Origin of the sequence: Pseudomonas marvdashtae (assembly GCF_014268655.2) — a bacterium.
Classification (GTDB): domain Bacteria; phylum Pseudomonadota; class Gammaproteobacteria; order Pseudomonadales; family Pseudomonadaceae; genus Aquipseudomonas; species Aquipseudomonas marvdashtae.
In genome coordinates this window covers 59055-76469 of sequence record NZ_JABWQX020000005.1, presented here as the reverse complement: position 1 = coordinate 76469, position 17415 = coordinate 59055, and the positions used below count along the sequence as shown (strand labels likewise).

Annotated in this window: 18 protein-coding genes; all 18 read right to left on the bottom strand. The window is 57.9% G+C overall.

Annotated features, from left to right (window positions below; genetic code table 11):
* Positions 1-99: 99 nt before the first annotated feature.
* The 18 genes from glmU to rnpA all read right to left on the bottom strand — a co-directional run bounded on the left by glmU (position 100) and on the right by rnpA (position 17413).
* Entirely contained in the window at positions 100-1467 is a 1368-nt protein-coding gene (gene glmU, locus HU742_RS24695) for a bifunctional UDP-N-acetylglucosamine diphosphorylase/glucosamine-1-phosphate N-acetyltransferase GlmU (protein WP_186644945.1), read from the bottom strand.
* Between the two features lie 115 nt (positions 1468-1582).
* Positions 1583-2008, bottom strand: coding sequence for a F0F1 ATP synthase subunit epsilon (locus HU742_RS24690; protein WP_186611301.1), 426 nt, complete (start codon positions 2006-2008; stop codon positions 1583-1585).
* A 45-nt stretch (positions 2009-2053) separates the two neighbouring features.
* Positions 2054-3430 (bottom strand): F0F1 ATP synthase subunit beta, encoded by a 1377-nt coding sequence (gene atpD, locus HU742_RS24685; protein WP_186611300.1) that lies wholly within the window; start codon positions 3428-3430, stop codon positions 2054-2056.
* A gap of 27 nt (positions 3431-3457) precedes the next feature.
* Positions 3458-4318, bottom strand: coding sequence for a F0F1 ATP synthase subunit gamma (gene atpG, locus HU742_RS24680; RefSeq protein ID WP_186611299.1), 861 nt, complete (start codon positions 4316-4318; stop codon positions 3458-3460).
* 50 nt (positions 4319-4368) lie between these two features.
* The gene (atpA, locus tag HU742_RS24675; protein ID WP_186611298.1) at positions 4369-5913 is read right to left on the bottom strand and encodes a F0F1 ATP synthase subunit alpha; all 1545 of its coding nucleotides are present in this window, start codon (positions 5911-5913) and stop codon (positions 4369-4371) included.
* Positions 5914-5934: 21 nt separating this feature from the next.
* A complete protein-coding gene (locus tag HU742_RS24670) occupies positions 5935-6471 on the bottom strand; it encodes a F0F1 ATP synthase subunit delta (RefSeq protein ID WP_003187192.1) in 537 nt (178 codons plus the stop codon).
* A gap of 12 nt (positions 6472-6483) precedes the next feature.
* Positions 6484-6954, bottom strand: coding sequence for a F0F1 ATP synthase subunit B (locus HU742_RS24665; RefSeq protein WP_047230097.1), 471 nt, complete (start codon positions 6952-6954; stop codon positions 6484-6486).
* Positions 6955-7012: 58 nt separating this feature from the next.
* The gene (gene atpE, locus HU742_RS24660; protein ID WP_003097235.1) at positions 7013-7270 is read right to left on the bottom strand and encodes a F0F1 ATP synthase subunit C; all 258 of its coding nucleotides are present in this window, start codon (positions 7268-7270) and stop codon (positions 7013-7015) included.
* A 132-nt stretch (positions 7271-7402) separates the two neighbouring features.
* Entirely contained in the window at positions 7403-8272 is an 870-nt protein-coding gene (atpB, locus tag HU742_RS24655) for a F0F1 ATP synthase subunit A (RefSeq protein WP_186633319.1), read from the bottom strand.
* Positions 8273-8288: 16 nt separating this feature from the next.
* A complete protein-coding gene (locus HU742_RS24650) occupies positions 8289-8696 on the bottom strand; it encodes a F0F1 ATP synthase subunit I (RefSeq protein WP_186611296.1) in 408 nt (135 codons plus the stop codon).
* A 148-nt stretch (positions 8697-8844) separates the two neighbouring features.
* On the bottom strand, positions 8845-9717 hold the full coding sequence (locus tag HU742_RS24645; protein WP_003187197.1) for a ParB/RepB/Spo0J family partition protein: 873 nt from the start codon (positions 9715-9717) through the stop codon (positions 8845-8847).
* 9 nt (positions 9718-9726) lie between these two features.
* On the bottom strand, positions 9727-10524 hold the full coding sequence (locus HU742_RS24640) for a ParA family protein (RefSeq protein ID WP_186633322.1): 798 nt from the start codon (positions 10522-10524) through the stop codon (positions 9727-9729).
* 18 nt (positions 10525-10542) lie between these two features.
* A complete protein-coding gene (rsmG, locus tag HU742_RS24635) occupies positions 10543-11178 on the bottom strand; it encodes a 16S rRNA (guanine(527)-N(7))-methyltransferase RsmG (RefSeq protein ID WP_186634407.1) in 636 nt (211 codons plus the stop codon).
* A gap of 5 nt (positions 11179-11183) precedes the next feature.
* A complete protein-coding gene (gene mnmG / locus HU742_RS24630) occupies positions 11184-13082 on the bottom strand; it encodes a tRNA uridine-5-carboxymethylaminomethyl(34) synthesis enzyme MnmG (protein ID WP_186644946.1) in 1899 nt (632 codons plus the stop codon).
* Positions 13083-13638: 556 nt separating this feature from the next.
* Positions 13639-15009: a tRNA uridine-5-carboxymethylaminomethyl(34) synthesis GTPase MnmE gene (gene mnmE / locus HU742_RS24625; RefSeq protein ID WP_186644947.1), complete on the bottom strand. Its 1371-nt coding sequence runs from the start codon at positions 15007-15009 to the stop codon at positions 13639-13641.
* A gap of 79 nt (positions 15010-15088) precedes the next feature.
* Positions 15089-16771 (bottom strand): membrane protein insertase YidC, encoded by a 1683-nt coding sequence (gene yidC, locus HU742_RS24620; protein ID WP_186633331.1) that lies wholly within the window; start codon positions 16769-16771, stop codon positions 15089-15091.
* 2 nt (positions 16772-16773) lie between these two features.
* Positions 16774-17019: a membrane protein insertion efficiency factor YidD gene (gene yidD / locus HU742_RS24615; RefSeq protein ID WP_010465488.1), complete on the bottom strand. Its 246-nt coding sequence runs from the start codon at positions 17017-17019 to the stop codon at positions 16774-16776.
* On the bottom strand, positions 17012-17413 hold the full coding sequence (rnpA, locus tag HU742_RS24610) for a ribonuclease P protein component (RefSeq protein ID WP_039593248.1): 402 nt from the start codon (positions 17411-17413) through the stop codon (positions 17012-17014). Before rnpA ends, yidD begins: the two co-directional genes overlap by 8 nt.
* Between the last annotated feature and the right edge of the window lie 2 nt (positions 17414-17415).

The window sequence follows — 17415 nt, the reverse complement described above, 5'->3', positions numbered from 1 at the left end:
TATTGAAGGGATACCGTCAAGCCGTGAGGAGAAAAATTCAGAAATTATTGGGCCCGTATGGGAGCGGCTTACTCGCTCTCATACGGGCTGTGGATAACTTTACGGCTTCTTGATCTTTTCCGGACGCTTCCAGCCATCGATGTTGCGCTGGCGTGCTCGACCCACTGCCAGTTGGGACTTATCCACATCCTGATTGATGGTCGAACCCGCAGCCGTGTTTGACCCGTCGCCTATCGTCACGGGAGCTACCAAGGAATTGTTGGAGCCGATAAATACGTCTTCTCCAATGGTCGTGCGGTACTTATTGGCGCCATCGTAGTTACAGGTAATGGTGCCGGCGCCAATGTTGGTCCGCGCGCCGATCTCAGCGTCGCCCAGATAAGTCAGGTGACCCGCCTTGGCGCCCTCGCCCATGTGGGCATTCTTCAGCTCGACAAAGTTACCCACATGGGCACGGGCTTCCAGCACAGTGCCAGGACGCAGGCGGGCAAACGGCCCCGCGTCGCTGCCCTCGCCCATGACTGCGCCGTCGAGATGACTGTTGGCCTTGATCACCACGCCTTTGCGCAGGGTGCTGTCCTTGATCACGCAGTTCGGACCGATGACCACGTCGTCTTCGATGACAACCTTGCCTTCAAGGATGACATTGATGTCGATGATCACGTCGCGTCCCACGCTGACTTCACCACGAACATCGAAACGAGCCGGGTCGCGCAACGTCACGCCTTGGGCCATCAGGCGGCGGGCGGCACGCAACTGATAATGGCGCTCCAGCTCGGCTAATTGTCGGCGATCATTGGCGCCCTGCACTTCCATGGCATCCAACGGTTGCTCGGTGGCCACGACCAACCCGTCCGCCACCGCCATGGCAATGACATCGGTCAAGTAGTACTCGCCCTGGGCATTGTTGTTCGACAGACGACTCATCCAGTCGCCCAAGCGCTCGGCCGGCACGGCAAGAATTCCGGTGTTGCCCTCGGTAATCGCGCGCTGGGACTCGTTGGCGTCCTTCTGCTCAACGATAGCGGTCACCTGGCCGGCGCCGTTGCGCACGATACGGCCGTAGCCGGTCGGGTCATCCAGCTCGACTGTCAGCAGGCCAAGCTGCTGAGGTGCAACGTGCTTGAGCAGGCGCTGCAACGTATCGACTTCGATCAGCGGCACATCGCCATAGAGAATCAGCACGGTATCGGCGGTAATGAACGGTACGGCCTGGGCCACCGCATGACCGGTACCGAGTTGCTTGTCTTGCAGCACGAAATTCAGGTCATCCGCCGCCAGGCGTTCACGTACCGCATCGGCACCGTGGCCGATCACCACGTGAATGCGCTGTGGATCAAGTTGTCGCGCGCTGTGGATAACATGGCCGAGCATGGAGTTGCCGGCTACCGGATGCAGCACCTTGGGTAGCGCCGAGCGCATGCGAGTGCCTTGACCGGCCGCGAGAATAACGATTTCGAGAGACATGACTGGCTACCAATCCTGGGTGGTCAGCGGCTGCGACCAGATGATGAGAGTCGGGAAAAGAAAAAAGGGTAGCCGAGGCTACCCTTTTTAATCAATCGCACAGAAAGCAGACGGGTTAGCCGCCGAACTTCTTGCGGATCTGCTGGACGGTGCGCAGCTGGGCTGCGGCCTCGGCCAGACGTGCAGCAGCAGAACCGTAGTCGAAGTCTGCGCCTTTTTCGTTCAGGGCCTTCTCGGCAGCCTTGACGGCTTCCTGAGCGGAGGCTTCGTCCAGGTCGGCAGCACGTTGCACGGTGTCGGCAAGGACCTTGACCATGTTCGGCTGAACCTCGAGGAAACCACCGGAGATGTAATACACCTCTGCTTCCCCGCCCTGCTTGATCAAGCGGATCGGACCTGGTTTCAGGTTAGTGATCAGCGGTGCGTGACCCAGAGCGATACCAAGATCGCCCAGCTCACCATGCGCAACCACCATCTCGACCAGACCGGAGAAGATTTCCCCTTCCGCACTGACGATATCGCAATGGACTGTCATAGCCATCTGATTGCCTCAACCTAAATTAGCGCCCGTTGCCGGGCGCCGGGATTACAGTTTCTTGGCTTTCTCGATCGCTTCTTCGATGCCGCCGACCATGTAGAACGCTTGTTCTGGCAGGTGGTCGTAGTCACCGTTGAGGATGCCTTTGAAGCCAGCAATGGTGTCTTTCAGGGAAACGTATTTACCCGAGGCACCGGTGAAGACTTCAGCCACGAAGAACGGTTGCGACAAGAAGCGCTGGATCTTACGAGCGCGGGATACCAACTGCTTGTCGGTTTCCGACAGTTCGTCCATACCCAGGATCGCGATGATGTCCTTCAGCTCTTTGTAGCGCTGCAGCACGTACTGGACGCCGCGAGCGGTGTCGTAGTGCTCCTGGCCAATCACGTTCGGGTCCAGCTGGCGCGAAGTCGAGTCGAGTGGATCGACCGCTGGGTAGATACCCAGGGAAGCGATGTCACGGGACAGTACGACGGTGGCGTCCAAGTGGGCGAAGGTGGTCGCTGGCGACGGGTCGGTCAAGTCATCCGCAGGTACGTATACCGCTTGGATCGAAGTGATCGAACCTTCCTTGGTCGAAGTGATACGTTCTTGCAGAACGCCCATCTCTTCAGCCAGGGTCGGCTGGTAACCTACTGCCGAAGGCATACGGCCCAGCAGTGCGGATACTTCGGTACCGGCCAGGGTGTAACGGTAGATGTTGTCGACGAACAGCAGAACGTCGTTACCTTCGTCACGGAACTTCTCGGCCATGGTCAGGCCGGTCAAGGCTACGCGCAGACGGTTTCCCGGCGGCTCGTTCATCTGGCCGTAGACCAGTGCCACTTTGTCCAGAACGTTGGAATCCTTCATCTCGTGGTAGAAGTCGTTACCCTCACGAGTACGCTCACCCACACCGGCGAACACGGAATAACCGCTGTGCTCGATGGCGATGTTACGGATCAGTTCCATCATGTTTACGGTCTTGCCTACACCGGCACCACCGAACAGACCGACTTTACCGCCCTTGGCGAACGGGCAAACCAGGTCGATAACCTTGATGCCGGTTTCCAGCAGGTCGTTGCCGCCTGCCTGTTCAGCGAAGGATGGCGCAGGACGGTGAATGCCCCAGCGCTCGTCGGTATCGATCGGACCAGCTTCGTCGATCGGGTTGCCCAGTACGTCCATGATCCGGCCCAGGGTCGCTTTACCGACCGGTACGGAGATGGCAGCGCCAGAGTCGATAACGTCCAGACCGCGCTTCAAGCCTTCGGTGGAACCCATCGCAATGGTACGAACCACGCCGTCGCCCAGCTGCTGCTGAACTTCCAGGGTGGTTTCCGCGCCTTGTACTTTCAGCGCGTTGTAGATGCTCGGTACGCTGTCGCGTGGGAATTCCACGTCGATAACGGCGCCGATGATTTGAACGATACGTCCGCTACTCATAGCTGGATCCTCTGAATATTTGAACCGTTAAACCGCGGCAGCGCCGCCGACGATTTCCGAGATCTCTTGGGTGATCGCAGCCTGACGCGCCTTGTTGTAGATCAGCTGCAAATCGCTGATCAAATCACCGGCGTTGTCGGTAGCGTTTTTCATCGCGATCATCCGCGCCGCTTGTTCAGCTGCGTTGTTCTCGACCACCGCCTGGTACACCTGCGACTCCACGTAGCGGACCATCAAGCCGTCAAGCAGCTCCTTGGCATCGGGTTCGTAGAGGTAGTCCCAGTGGTGTTTGAGTTCCTGTTCCGGGGTCGCCACCAGTGGGATCAATTGCTCCACGGTTGGCTGCTGCGTCATGGTGTTGATGAACTTGTTGGATACCACGGACAGGCGGTCAATCCGGCCTTCCAGGTAAGCATCCAGCATCACCTTGACGCTGCCGATCAGGTCATTGATCGACGGTTCTTCACCCAGGTGGCTGATAGCGGCGACGACGTTACCGCCGAAGTTGCGGAAGAATGCCGCACCCTTGCTACCAATCACGCACAGATCAATCTCGACGCCTTGTTCGCGGTTTACCGCCATGTCCTTGACCAGGGCCTTGAACAGGTTGGTGTTCAAGCCACCGCACAGACCACGGTCACTGCTCACCACGACGTAACCGACGCGCTTGACGGCGCGGTCGATCATGAACGGGTGGCGATATTCCGGGTTGGCGTTGGCCAGATGACCAATCACCTGGCGGATGCGCTCCGCGTAAGGACGGCTAGCAGCCATGCGCATTTGTGCCTTGCGCATTTTGCTGACCGCCACTTTTTCCATGGCGCTGGTAATCTTTTGCGTGCTTTTGATGCTCGCAATCTTACTGCGAATCTCTTTTGCGCCTGCCATGTAACACCTATCAGGTTAGCAAGCGGGAGCCTTGCGACTCCCGCTGCGGCTTACCAGGTTTGGGTGGCCTTGAACTTCTCGATACCGGCTTTCATGCCAGCGTCGATTTCGTCATTGAAGTCACCCTTCACGTTGATCTTCGCCATCAAATCGGCGTGATCGCGGTTGAAGTAAGCAATCAGCGCTTGTTCAAAGCTGCCGACCTTGGCGATTTCAACGTCAGTCAGGAACCCACGTTCAGCGGCATACAGCGACAACGCCATGTCAGCGATCGACATAGGAGCGTATTGCTTCTGCTTCATCAGCTCGGTAACGCGCTGACCATGCTCAAGTTGCTTACGGGTCGCTTCGTCCAGGTCAGAAGCGAACTGGGCGAATGCCGCCAGTTCACGGTACTGAGCCAGAGCGGTACGGATACCACCGGAGAGCTTCTTGATGATCTTGGTCTGAGCGGCACCACCCACACGGGATACCGAAACACCGGCGTTCACAGCAGGACGGATGCCCGAGTTGAACATGGCCGATTCCAGGAAGATCTGACCGTCGGTGATGGAAATCACGTTGGTCGGAACGAACGCGGAAACGTCGCCAGCCTGGGTTTCGATGATCGGCAGGGCGGTCAGGGAACCGGTCTTGCCAGTCACTGCGCCGTTGGTGAACTTCTCTACGTAGTCTTCCGAAACGCGGGATGCGCGCTCCAGCAGGCGGGAGTGGAGATAGAACACGTCGCCTGGGTAGGCTTCACGGCCTGGTGGACGGCGCAGCAGCAGGGAAATCTGGCGGTAAGCCACTGCTTGCTTGGACAGATCGTCATAAACGATCAGCGCGTCTTCACCGCGGTCGCGGAAGTACTCGCCCATGGTGCAGCCGGAGTACGGAGCCAGGAACTGCAGCGCAGGAGATTCCGAAGCACTGGCCGCCACGATGATCGTGTTGGCCAGGGCGCCGTTTTCTTCCAGCTTGCGAACCACGTTGGCGATGGTCGATTGCTTCTGACCGATGGCAACGTAGACGCAGAAAATGCCGCTGTTCTTCTGGTTGATGATCGCGTCGATCGCCAGAGCGGTCTTACCGATCTGACGGTCACCGATGATCAGCTCACGCTGGCCACGGCCGACAGGGATCATGGCATCGACAGCCTTGTAGCCAGTCTGTACAGGCTGGTCTACCGACTTACGCCAGATCACGCCTGGAGCAACTTTCTCGACCGCATCGGTCTCGGTGTTGTTCAGCGGACCTTTGCCGTCAACAGGATTACCCAGTGCGTCGACTACGCGGCCCAGCAGTTCCTTACCAACAGGAACCTCGAGGATGCGGCCGGTGCACTTGGCGCTCATGCCTTCAGCCAGCGACGTGTACGCGCCCAATACCACGGCACCTACAGAGTCTTGCTCCAGGTTGAGGGCCATACCGTAGACGCCGCCCGGAAACTCGATCATCTCGCCGTACATGACGTCGGCCAGACCGTGAATCCGCACGATGCCGTCAGATACGCTGACGACAGTGCCTTCGTTACGGGCTTGGGAGGTCACATCGAGCTTGTCGATGCGGCCCTTGATAATTTCACTTATTTCGGAAGGATTGAGTTGCTGCATTGCTCTGCTGCCCCTTCAAACTCAAGATTTCAATGCTTCGGCAAGTTTCGCGATTTTGCCGCGAATCGAGCCATCGATAACCAGGTCGCCGGCGCGGATTACAACGCCCCCTATCAGGGACTTGTCTTCCTCGACTTGCAGGCGCACTTCCCGGTTGAGTCGTGCACTGAGAACCTTGGCGAGTTTGTCTTGCTGTTCTTGGTTCAATGCAAAAGCACTGGTCACTTCCACGTCTACCGACTTCTCTTGCTCGGCCTTGTACAGGTCGAAAAGAGCGGCGATCTCCGGCAGAAGCGGGAGACGGTCGTTTTCGGCAACGACGTGAATGAAATTCTGTGCCTTGGCATCGAACTTGTCGCCGCACACGTCAATAAACGTGGCGGCCTTTTCTGCGCTCGTCAGTCGCGGGGCCTTGAGCACGCGCTGCATGGTGTCGTCTTGCGACACCGCTGCTGCCAGGCCGAGCATGGCTGACCAATTGGCCAGTTGCTGGTGGGCCTGAGCGTGCTCGAAGGCCGCCTTAGCGTAAGGTCGGGCCAACGTGGTCAGTTCTGCCATGATCGCCCTCGCTTAGATTTCAGCAGCCAGTTTGTTTACCAGCTCTGCGTGCGCATTTTGATCGATTGTGGCACCCAGGATCTTCGAAGCACCGCCAACAGCCAGGGCACCCACTTGGGCACGCAAGGCGTCTTTGACGCTGTTCAGTTCCTGTTCGATCTCGGCTTGAGCCTGAGCCTTCACACGGTCAGCTTCGACGCGAGCCTGTTCACGGGCCTCGTCGACAATCTGGGTACCGCGTTTCTTGGCTTGCTCGATGATTTCAGCTGCCTGAGCTTTCGCTTCGCGCAGTTGCTGACCCACTTTCTCATGGGCCAACTCCAGGTCGCGAGCTGCTCGGCTGGCAGCGTCCAGACCATCAGCGATCTTCTTTTGACGTTCGTGCAATGCCGCAATGACCGGTGGCCATACGAACTTCATGCAGAACAGTACAAAAATCAGGAACGCAACGGACTGGCCAATCAGGGTCGCATTAATGTTCACGCCAACACCTCGCAGTTACGTTGTCCATCACACCAAATTACCCGGAAGATCCGAGTAATCAGCCAGCGATCTGACCAACGAACGGGTTCGCAAAGGTGAAGAACAGAGCGATACCAACACCGATCATGGTTACGGCGTCGAGCAGACCGGCAACGATGAACATTTTCACTTGCAGCATTGGAACCATTTCTGGCTGACGCGCAGCGCCTTCCAGGAATTTGCCGCCCAACAGGCCGAAACCAATTGCGGTACCCAGTGCGCCCAGGCCGATCAACAGTGCAACAGCGATAGCGGTTAGACCAACTACAGTTTCCATCTTTCCTCCCGACTTTTACGTCGTATGGTTTAGGTTTTTTAGATTAAAGCGGTAAAACAAATCGTTTCATCGAGCCCGTTCGGGCCCCTTCCCGTTTGACCGGGAAGGACATCAGACTAGTCGAGACTGGCCTTAATGGTTTTCTTCGTGCGCCATCGACAGGTAGACGATGGTCAGCATCATGAAGATGAACGCCTGCAAGGTGATGATCAGGATGTGGAACACAGCCCACGCCCATTGCAGCACCACGCCCAGGCCGCTGAGCCAGAGCAGGCCGCTGCCGAACATCACAGCGATCAGGATGAACACCAGCTCGCCGGCATACATGTTGCCGAACAGACGCAGGGCCAGAGAGATTGGCTTGGCGATCAGGGTCACGAATTCCAAGAGGAAGTTCACCGGGATCAGCAGGGCCTGAACGAGGACGTTCTTGCTGCCGAACGGGTGCAGGGTCAGTTCGCCGATGAAGCCGCCGATGCCCTTGACCTTGATGCTATAGAAAATGATCAGTGCGAAAACCGACAACGCCATGCCCAGGGTCGCGTTCGGGTCGGTGGTCGACACGGCGCGGAACGGGATGTGCGCATCGCCGGAGATCAGGATGGCCAGCTGAGGAATCCAGTCGACCGGTACCAGGTCGACGGCGTTCATCAGGAACACCCAGACGAAGATGGTCAGTGCCAGCGGCGCAATCACCGGGCTACGGCCATGGAAGCTGTCTTTCACGCTGCCATCGACGAATTCGACCAATACTTCAACGAAGTTCTGCAATGCACCAGGCTGACCGGAGGTCGCTTTCTTTGCCGCCATGCGGAAAAGGAAAACGAAGATCAGACCCAACGCGACCGACCAGCCGAGGGTATCGACGTGGAAAGCCCAGAAGCCCATTTCCTTGGCTTCTGCTGCGGTGTGAGCAAAGCCCCAGCCGCCATTGGGTAGCTGCCCGAAGGTCAGGTTCTGCAAGTGGTGCTGGATATAGCCCGAAGCGGTTGTCTCTGCCATGGTTGCCTCAAACGCCCTAAGGTCTCGAAAGTCTTGTTCTCATTAACAGGGGAGCGAACCAGTTGACCATCTGGGTCAATAGGAACACGCCGAATACAGCCAGCGGCGCCAAAGGCTTCACACCTGCAAACGTCAGTGCAAACAGCACTGCCGTCAAAATCAGTTTCCCTGCCTCGCCGGCATAAAAAGACCGGACGATGGCTTGGGCTGCTCGGGCGCCGGAAAACCGAAATGCCCTGTGAGCGAAGTAAATATTGGGAAGCAAGGCTATCAGGCCTCCGCAAAGACCTGAGTATCCGGCGACGACTCCCTTCCATTGCCAAAGCGCCAACGCGGCGATCAGTACAACGACAAACTGGGCCATCAATACCGGGAAAACTGCCAGACGATGGAACGGCAAGCGGTTTGGCGTGCGTGTTTCCATCGCTTTTGCTCTCCAAGGGTCGGCTGCCGAAATTCAATAACTTGGCATAATTTGTGCCGACAAAATGCGCGCAGAGTATAGGGGCGGTTCTGCCCCTATTCAACCTTCAGGTAGTGATTTCCGACTGCGCGCTACAAGAGCAATTGTTTCAGCGAATGTGCGCAAGCACGCCCTGCAACTCGTCGAGAGAGTTATAGCCGATCACCAACTGACCTTTGCCCTTCTTTCCATGGCGAATCTGCACCGCAGAGCCCAGGCGCTCGGCCAACCGCTGCTCCAGGCGAGCGATATCCGGATCGGTCTTTGGCGCTTCGACAGGGGCCGGTTTCCCGCTCAGCCACTGGCGAACCAGTGCCTCGGTTTGGCGCACTGTCAGGCCGCGTGCGACAACATGTCGCGCCCCTTCAACTTGTTGATTTTCCGGCAAACCGAGCAATGCCCGGGCATGCCCCATCTCCAGGTCACCGTGGGACAGCATGGTCTTGATGACTTCCGGCAACGCAATCAGCCGAAGCAGGTTAGCCACGGTCACCCGGGATTTACCCACTGCTTCGGCGACTTGTTGCTGGGTCAGTTGGAATTCCTGCTGCAAGCGCTGCAGGGCCACGGCTTCCTCAATTGGGTTGAGGTCTTCGCGCTGAATGTTTTCGATCAATGCCATGGCGATGGCGGTTTCATCCGGAACATCGCGGACCATCGCCGGAATGGTTTCCTGGCCAGCCTGCTGGCTGGCGCGCCAGCGACGTTCGCCAGCGATGATCTCGAAACGCCCATTGGCGATCGGCCGGACCACGATCGGTTGCATCACGCCCTGGCTCTTGATCGATTGAGCCAGCTCTTCCAGTGCCTGCGGGTCCATGTCCCGGCGCGGCTGGTATTTGCCACGCTGGATCAGGTCCAGGGGCAGATGCTGCAATTCGCGCTGGTCAGCCTGCACGGCCTGCTCTTCCAGCGAGCTGACTGTGGGGCCGCTGAGCAGCGCATCCAGTCCACGTCCGAGACCTCGTTTCTTGACGGCCATGGGGTTTCCTTAAGTTGGCTGGGCTGCAGCGATGCGTGGCTGACGGCGCTGGCGGCGAACCATCTCGCCCGCCAGGGCCAGGTAAGCCAGCGCACCACGGGATTGTTTGTCATAAGCCAGGGCCGGCATGCCGTAGCTCGGCGCTTCGGCCAAGCGGATGTTGCGCGGAATGACGGTGTCGTAGAGCTGCTCGCCGAAGTGCTCCTTGAGCTGGGCCGATACGTCGTTCATCAGGCTCAAGCGCGGGTCATACATCGTCCGCAGCAGGCCTTCGACCTTCAGGTCTGGATTGAGCAACTCGGCAATGCGCTTGATGTTATCCACAAGGTCGCTCAGCCCTTCGAGGGCGAAGTATTCGCACTGCATGGGGATAATGACCCCATCGGCAGCCACCAAGGCGTTGAGGGTCAGCATCGACAGCGACGGCGGGCAGTCGATCAGAATGTAGTCGTAGTTCTCGCGGACCGGCGCCAGTGCGCTGCGCAGGCGGCTTTCCTTCATCTGCATTTCCAGCAGCACCACTTCCGCCGCCGTCAGGTCACGGTTGGCGGGCAGCAGTTGATAACCGCCGTGTTCAGAGAAATGCATGGCCTGGCCCAGATCGCATTCGCCGATCAGGACGTCGTAGATGGAGTTTTCCAGGCCGTGCTTATCCACACCGCTACCCATGGTGGCGTTGCCCTGTGGATCGAGATCGATCAACAGCACCCGGCGCTTGGTCGCGACCAGGGATGCTGCGAGGTTGATACAGGTGGTGGTCTTGCCCACACCACCTTTCTGGTTCGCTATCGCGAATACCTTAGCCATTCTTGCTTGTGTTCCCAATCATGCCGTGCGGCGCAGTATCAGCAGATGGCGTTGGCCTTGGCAACCGGGTACGGCCAAGGCGTGTTCGCTATCGAGGTGGAAGTCTGCCGGCAATGCTACCAGCTCATCGGCCGGATGAACGCCCTTCATTGCCAGCCAGCGCGTATCGGCATCGCCCAGGTGGCGAGTCCAGTTGCTGAAGTTCTCCATGCTGCTGAACGCCCGGGAGATGATTCCGTTGAACGGCTCGGCAGGCTGGAACGCTTCGACGCGGCTGTGGATAACTTGAAGGTTATCCAGTTTTAGTTCGAGTTTGACCTGGGTCAGGAAGCGGGTTTTCTTGCCGTTGCTGTCGAGGCAGGTCACTTGTGAATCGGGAAAAAGGATCGCCAGCGGGATGCCCGGCATGCCTCCGCCGCTACCGACGTCCAGCCAGCGACCGTTTTCGATGAAGGACATGATGCTGAGGCTGTCGAGCAAATGCCGCGAAACCATTTCATCCGGATCGCGCACGGCGGTCAGGTTGTAGGCCTTGTTCCACTTGATCAACAGCGCCAGATAACCCAGCAATTGTGCCTGCTGGGCTTCGCTCAGGCTGACGCCGAGTTGAAGTGCACCTGTGGATAACTCTTCAGCGTGTTGCGAGGTGACCATCGAGCTCAAGCGCTTTGCTCCAACTGGCGGCCGGCGCCGCGTTTTTTCAAATGAATCATCAACAGCGAAATGGCTGCCGGCGTGACGCCAGGGATGCGCGAGGCCTGGCCCAGGGTTTCGGGACGGGTCGCACCGAGCTTGCCCTGGATTTCCTTCGACAACCCGGAAATACCGGTGTAATCGATATCCACAGGCAGCTTGGTGTCTTCGCTGGCTCGCAGCCGGGCGATTTCGTCCTGTTGGCGGTCGATGTAACCGGCGTATTTGGTCTTGATCTCGACCTGTTCAGCCACCTGTGGATCTTCCGCGCCCTGGCCGGTCACTTCCACCAGCCCGACGTAATCGATTTCCGGGCGGCTCAAGAGATTGAGCAAGTTGTATTCGTGAGTCAGCGGCGTACCGAATTTCGCCGCGATGGCATCGCCCTGCTCGGTACCGGGACGAACCCAGGTGCTTTTCAGGCGCTGCTCTTCCAGCTCGATGCTCTCGCGTTTTTTGCAGAACGCGGCCCAGCGCACGTCATCCACCAAGCCCAGCTCACGACCTTTTTCGGTCAGGCGCAGGTCGGCGTTGTCTTCACGCAGGATCAGGCGATATTCGGCGCGGGACGTGAACATCCGATACGGTTCCTGGGTACCCAGGGTGATCAGGTCATCCACCAGCACGCCGATGTACGCCTCGTCGCGACGCGGGCACCAACTTTCTTTGCCCTTGGCGCGCAGCGCAGCGTTGGCGCCGGCGAGCAATCCTTGGGCGCCGGCTTCTTCGTAACCGGTGGTGCCGTTGATCTGGCCGGCAAAGAACAGACCGCCGATGACTTTGGTTTCCAGGCTGTATTTCAGGTCACGCGGGTCGAAATAGTCGTATTCGATGGCGTAGCCCGGGCGAACGATGTGGGCGTTTTCCATGCCGCGAATCGATTGCACGATCTGCAATTGCACGTCGAACGGCAGACTTGTGGATATCCCGTTCGGATACAGCTCATGGGTGGTCAAACCTTCCGGCTCGATGAACACCTGATGGCTTTCCTTGTCGGCAAAGCGATGGATCTTGTCTTCGATCGACGGGCAATAACGCGGGCCGACGCCTTCGATTTCACCGGCGGCGGAATACATCGGCGAACGATCGAGATTCGCCGCAATGATTTCGTGGGTGCGGGCGTTGGTATGGGTGATCCAGCAACTGACTTGCCGTGGATGCTGTTCCTTGTTGCCCATGAACGACATCACCGGGATCGGAGTATCACCAGGCTGCTCGGTCATCACCGAGAAATCCACGGACTTGCCATCGATGCGAGGGGGCGTACCGGTTTTCAACCGACCCACACGCAGTGGCATTTCACGCAGGCGCTGGGCCAGCGCGATCGAGGGTGGATCACCCGCGCGCCCGCCGGAAAAATTTTGCAGACCGATGTGGATAAGTCCACCGAGGAAGGTTCCGGTGGTCAGTACCACGGAATCGGCGAAGAAACGCAGGCCCATCTGGGTTACGACGCCACGAACCTGGTCCTGCTCGACGATCAGGTCATCGGCTGCTTGTTGAAATATCCACAGGTTCGGTTGGTTTTCCAGGATTTCGCGGACAGCGGCCTTGTACAGGATACGGTCGGCCTGGGCGCGAGTAGCACGCACCGCTGGGCCTTTGCGGCTGTTCAAAACGCGAAACTGGATGCCGCCTTTATCGGTGGCCATCGCCATCGCACCGCCAAGGGCATCGATTTCCTTGACCAGATGACTCTTGCCGATCCCACCGATAGCGGGGTTGCAACTCATGGCACCGAGGGTTTCCACGTTATGCGTCAGCAACAGGGTTTTTGCCCCCATGCGTGCTGATGCAAGTGCTGCCTCGGTACCGGCATGACCGCCGCCGATGACGATCACTTCAAAACGGGAAGGGAAATCCACCACGCACCTCATGCCTGCTTTATTCAGGTAATTCAGAAATAGATTTGGGTCGAGTCCTGGGCGTTTTTCGAACCAGGTCGGCAAGTATAGGGACTTCGCCCATCCTAAAGAACCCTTTGCACAAAATTTAACCAGCTGTGGAGAACTGGCGGTTAAAGAAATTAAAAAGAGAGAAATTTATAAAATCTTTGTTTTTATGTTTATTCTTACTGAGCCACGTTTCTGTGGATAAAGCTCTGCAGACCTTAATTTACTTCGTGTACAGAGATTCAAAACCCTGTGGCCATGTGGCAGTGAGGGGCTTGGATAACCGGTGTAAGCCTGTGGATTAAAGGGGTGGTTATCCACAGGGGCGGTTATCTTCAGCTTTGGAGGTGGTTTATCAACCGACCTCAATGGCGGTTATTCACAGGGCTTAATCCACAGAAAAGAGCCGCTACGGAGTCGCAGCAGCGTCCACAGGCAAGCCGCCATCAAGGGCAATCGTTTAAAAAGACAGGACCGGGTTTGCGTTGCGCTCGATAGTTTCGAGGGCAAACCCGGTTTTAAAGGCGGACTACTTACCGATGCAGAAGCTGGAAAAGATCCGGCCCAATAAGTCATCGGAGCTGAAAGCCCCGGTAATTTCCCCTAGGGAATGTTGTGCCTGGCGCAGATCTTCGGCCAACAGCTCGCCAGCCCCCGCCAGGGTCAGCTGCGCGCGACCATGCTCCAAGGCAGCGCTCGCATGGCGCAACGCTTCCAAGTGTCGCCGGCGAGCGCTGAAGCTGCTTTCCGAGGTCTGCTCGTAACCCATGCAAGCCTTGAGGTGCTCGCGCAGCAGCTCCAGGCCTTCACCCGCCGACTTAGCGCTCAGGCTGATGGTCACGTGCCCGTCATCGCTGACATCCAGGGCAATCGCCTCCCCGGTCAGGTCAGCCTTGTTGCGAATCAGGGTGACTTTCGCCGGATCCGGACGGACCTCGAGGAATTCAGGCCACAAGGCAAAGGGATCGTTCGCTTCCGGCGCGGTGGCATCCACCACCAGCAATACCCGGTCGGCTTCACCGATGGCCTTGAGTGCGCGTTCGACGCCGATTTTTTCCACCTGGTCCTCGGTGTCGCGCAAACCGGCCGTATCCACCACGTGCAGCGGCATGCCGTCAATGTGGATATGTTCGCGGAGGATGTCCCGGGTGGTGCCGGCGATCTCGGTGACGATCGCCGCCTCGCGGCCGGCCAGGGCATTCAACAGGCTGGACTTGCCGGCATTCGGTCGTCCAGCGATCACCACAGTCATCCCGTCGCGCAACAATGCACCTTGCCCGGCCTCGCGCAGTACTGTGGATAACTCGTCGCGAACCTTATCGAGCATGCTCAGCACGTGACCATCGGCGAGGAAGTCGATTTCTTCCTCCGGAAAGTCAATTGCAGCCTCGACATAGATGCGCAGGCCAATCAATTGTTCGGTGAGGTTATGCACACGCTGGGAAAAAGCGCCCTGCAACGAACGCAATGCGTTGCGTGCGGCCTGTGCAGAACTGGCTTCGATCAGATCAGCGATGGCTTCGGCCTGGGCCAGGTCGAGTTTGTCGTTGAGGAATGCCCTTTCGCTGAACTCACCCGGACGGGCCAGGCGGCAGCCCAGTTCCAGGCAACGCTTGAGCAGCATGTCCAGCACGATGGGACCGCCGTGTCCTTGCAGTTCCAGTACGTCTTCGCCGGTGAACGAATTCGGTCCAGGGAAATACAGGGCCAGCCCTTCGTCCAGTACCTGCTGGTCATCACTGAAAAACGGGCCGTAATGGGCGAACCGCGGTTTGAGTTCACGGCCGCTGATAGCATGGGCCGCAACACTGGCCAACGGCCCGGAAATACGGACGATGCCAACACCGCCGCGACCTTGGGCGGTGGCGACAGCAGCGATGGTTTCACGCGGTGCACTCATAAACCGGTATCCAGACAAAAGTGGCAGATAGCAAAACGCCCCACTAGGGGGCGTTTTGTGTGGTTATCCACAGAGCAAGTTACGCCTCGGCTTTTTTCGCAGCCGCTTCAATCTTACGCGTGATGTACCACTGCTGGGTGATGGACAACACGTTGTTCACAACCCAGTACAGCACAAGACCTGCTGGGAACCAGAGGAAGAAGAAGGTGAAGATGATCGGCATCATCTTCATGACCTTCGCTTGCATCGGATCCGGAGGTGTCGGGTTCAACTGCTGCTGGATGAACATGGTCGCGCCCATGATGATCGGCAGGATGAAGAACGGATCCTTGATCGACAGGTCGGTAATCCACAGCATGAACGGTGCCTGACGCATCTCCACGCTTTCCAGCAGAACCCAGTACAGCGCGAGGAACACGGGCATCTGAACAAGAATTGGCAAGCAACCGCCCAAGGGGTTGATCTTCTCTTTCTTGTACAACTCCATCATGGCCTGGGACATTTTCTGCCGGTCATCGCCATGTTGCTCTTTCAGCGCTGCCAGTTTCGGCGCAACGGCCCGCATGCGCGCCATGGATTTATAGCTGGCGGCCGACAGTGGGAAGAAGATCCCCTTGATCAGCATGGTCAGGAAAATAATCGACCAGCCCCAGTTACCGACGATGCTGTGGATATGTTGCAGCAGCCAGAAGATAGGCTGGGCAATGAACCACAGGAAACCGTAGTCCACGGTCAGTTCCAAGCCTGGGGACAACTCCTTGAGCACAGCCTGGCTTTTTGGCCCGGCGTACAGGATGGCGCTGGTTTCGACTTTCGCACCTGGCGCGGCGGTCAGGGCCGGGCCGGTGTAACCGACGATGTAGTTGCCTTTGCTGTCTTTACGCGTCTGGACGAGGTTGTTTTCGCCCTTCTGCGGAATCCACGCGGTTACAAAATAATGCTGCAACCAGGCAACCCAGCCGCCTTGGACGGTTTCCTTGAGCTGCGCCTTGTCCATGTCTTTCATGGACACTTTCTTGTACGGCTCCGAACTTGTCCACAGGGCAGCGCCCAGGTAAGTCGCGGTGCCGGTGGCGGTGCTGGAGGAAGGATCATCACTGGCGTCACGCTTGAGCTGCGCAAACATCGCGCCAGACCAAGGTTGGGCGCTCTGGTTGTCGACCAGATAAGTCACAGTCACGTCATACATGCCGCGCTTCAGGGTGAAACGCTTGATGTAATTGACGCCATCCTTGCTGAACTTCAGGTCGGCGACCAGTTGGTCCTGACCGTCAGCCAGTTGATAAACCTTCTTCTCGGCCGAATAAACCGGACGACCGGCCGGGTTGGCATCCGGGCCGTTGGCGCCGATCAGGCCGCTTTGCGCCAGATAGGTACGCTCGTTACCGTTGTCGAACAACTGGAACGGGATTTCCGGATGGTCCTGGCGACGCGGATACAAAGGCAGCTTCAACTGGGCGACATCGCCACCTTGTGGATCGATTGCCAGCTCGAGCACGTCGGTCTTGATCTGGATCAGGTCCTTGCTGGCCGCCACGGGGGCTTCGGCTGGAGCACTGGTGTCGCTTGCCGCGCGCGGGACATCGTCATTGCTGGCGGTGCTATTGCCAGTTGCTGTATCCGGCAGGCTCGGTGCGGTATTGCTGGCTGCAACATTCTGAGTCGGCAGGGCAGCCTGGCCGTAGTCCTGGTTCCATTTAAGGACCATGACATAGGACACGATTGCCAGGGCGACGATCAGGATCGTGCGTTTGATATCCATGATTACTCGGCCATCGAAGAAGAACGGGAGGTAGGGATAGGCGGAACCGGGTCATAACCGCCGGGATTCCACGGATGACAGCGACCTAAACGACGAAAGGTCAGCCAGCCACCGCGCAGAAGGCCATGATTTTCTATGGCTTCATACGCGTAGCAGGAACAACTGGGGTAGAAACGACAGTGGCTGGCCATCAGAGGACTAATGGCGTAGCGGTAAAACTGGATCGGAACGAGTGCCAGTTTACGCATCGGTACTGTCTACCCCTACAGTTTCGGTGTTGACTGCCGGTGCTGGCTTGTTACGAGCCAGGCGTTTCCAGAGCTTGCCGAAATGCTGAATCAATTCGGGGTTTTCTACATCACCCAAACCTTTGCGCGCGACGATAACAATGTCCCAGCCGACCAGTGAATCCTGGTTCAGGCGAAACGATTCGCGCATCAGACGTTTGAGGCGATTGCGCTGAACGGAGAGCTTTACGCTCTTTTTCCCGATAACCAGCCCGAGTCGGGGGTGATCGAGATCGTTACTGCGCGCAAGGAGCAGGAGATTTTTCCCCGGAACCTTGCCGGTAGGGGAGTCAAAGACTGCCTTGAAATGCCGGGGGGTAAGCAGACGCTTTTCCCGACTGAAGTCCTGACTCACCT

Coding starts and splice junctions, on each gene's coding strand:
- HU742_RS24650 (WP_186611296.1), bottom strand. CDS start 8,696: ATGGAAACACGCACGCCAAACCGCTTGCCGTTCCATCGTCTGGCAGTT.
- atpB (WP_186633319.1), bottom strand. CDS start 8,272: ATGGCAGAGACAACCGCTTCGGGCTATATCCAGCACCACTTGCAGAAC.
- yidD (WP_010465488.1), bottom strand. CDS start 17,019: ATGCGTAAACTGGCACTCGTTCCGATCCAGTTTTACCGCTACGCCATT.
- atpE (WP_003097235.1), bottom strand. CDS start 7,270: ATGGAAACTGTAGTTGGTCTAACCGCTATCGCTGTTGCACTGTTGATC.
- HU742_RS24690 (WP_186611301.1), bottom strand. CDS start 2,008: ATGGCTATGACAGTCCATTGCGATATCGTCAGTGCGGAAGGGGAAATC.
- glmU (WP_186644945.1), bottom strand. CDS start 1,467: ATGTCTCTCGAAATCGTTATTCTCGCGGCCGGTCAAGGCACTCGCATG.
- atpA (WP_186611298.1), bottom strand. CDS start 5,913: ATGCAGCAACTCAATCCTTCCGAAATAAGTGAAATTATCAAGGGCCGC.
- HU742_RS24640 (WP_186633322.1), bottom strand. CDS start 10,524: ATGGCTAAGGTATTCGCGATAGCGAACCAGAAAGGTGGTGTGGGCAAG.
- HU742_RS24645 (WP_003187197.1), bottom strand. CDS start 9,717: ATGGCCGTCAAGAAACGAGGTCTCGGACGTGGACTGGATGCGCTGCTC.
- yidC (WP_186633331.1), bottom strand. CDS start 16,771: ATGGATATCAAACGCACGATCCTGATCGTCGCCCTGGCAATCGTGTCC.
- mnmE (WP_186644947.1), bottom strand. CDS start 15,009: ATGAGTGCACCGCGTGAAACCATCGCTGCTGTCGCCACCGCCCAAGGT.
- atpG (WP_186611299.1), bottom strand. CDS start 4,318: ATGGCAGGCGCAAAAGAGATTCGCAGTAAGATTGCGAGCATCAAAAGC.
- HU742_RS24670 (WP_003187192.1), bottom strand. CDS start 6,471: ATGGCAGAACTGACCACGTTGGCCCGACCTTACGCTAAGGCGGCCTTC.
- rsmG (WP_186634407.1), bottom strand. CDS start 11,178: ATGGTCACCTCGCAACACGCTGAAGAGTTATCCACAGGTGCACTTCAA.
- atpD (WP_186611300.1), bottom strand. CDS start 3,430: ATGAGTAGCGGACGTATCGTTCAAATCATCGGCGCCGTTATCGACGTG.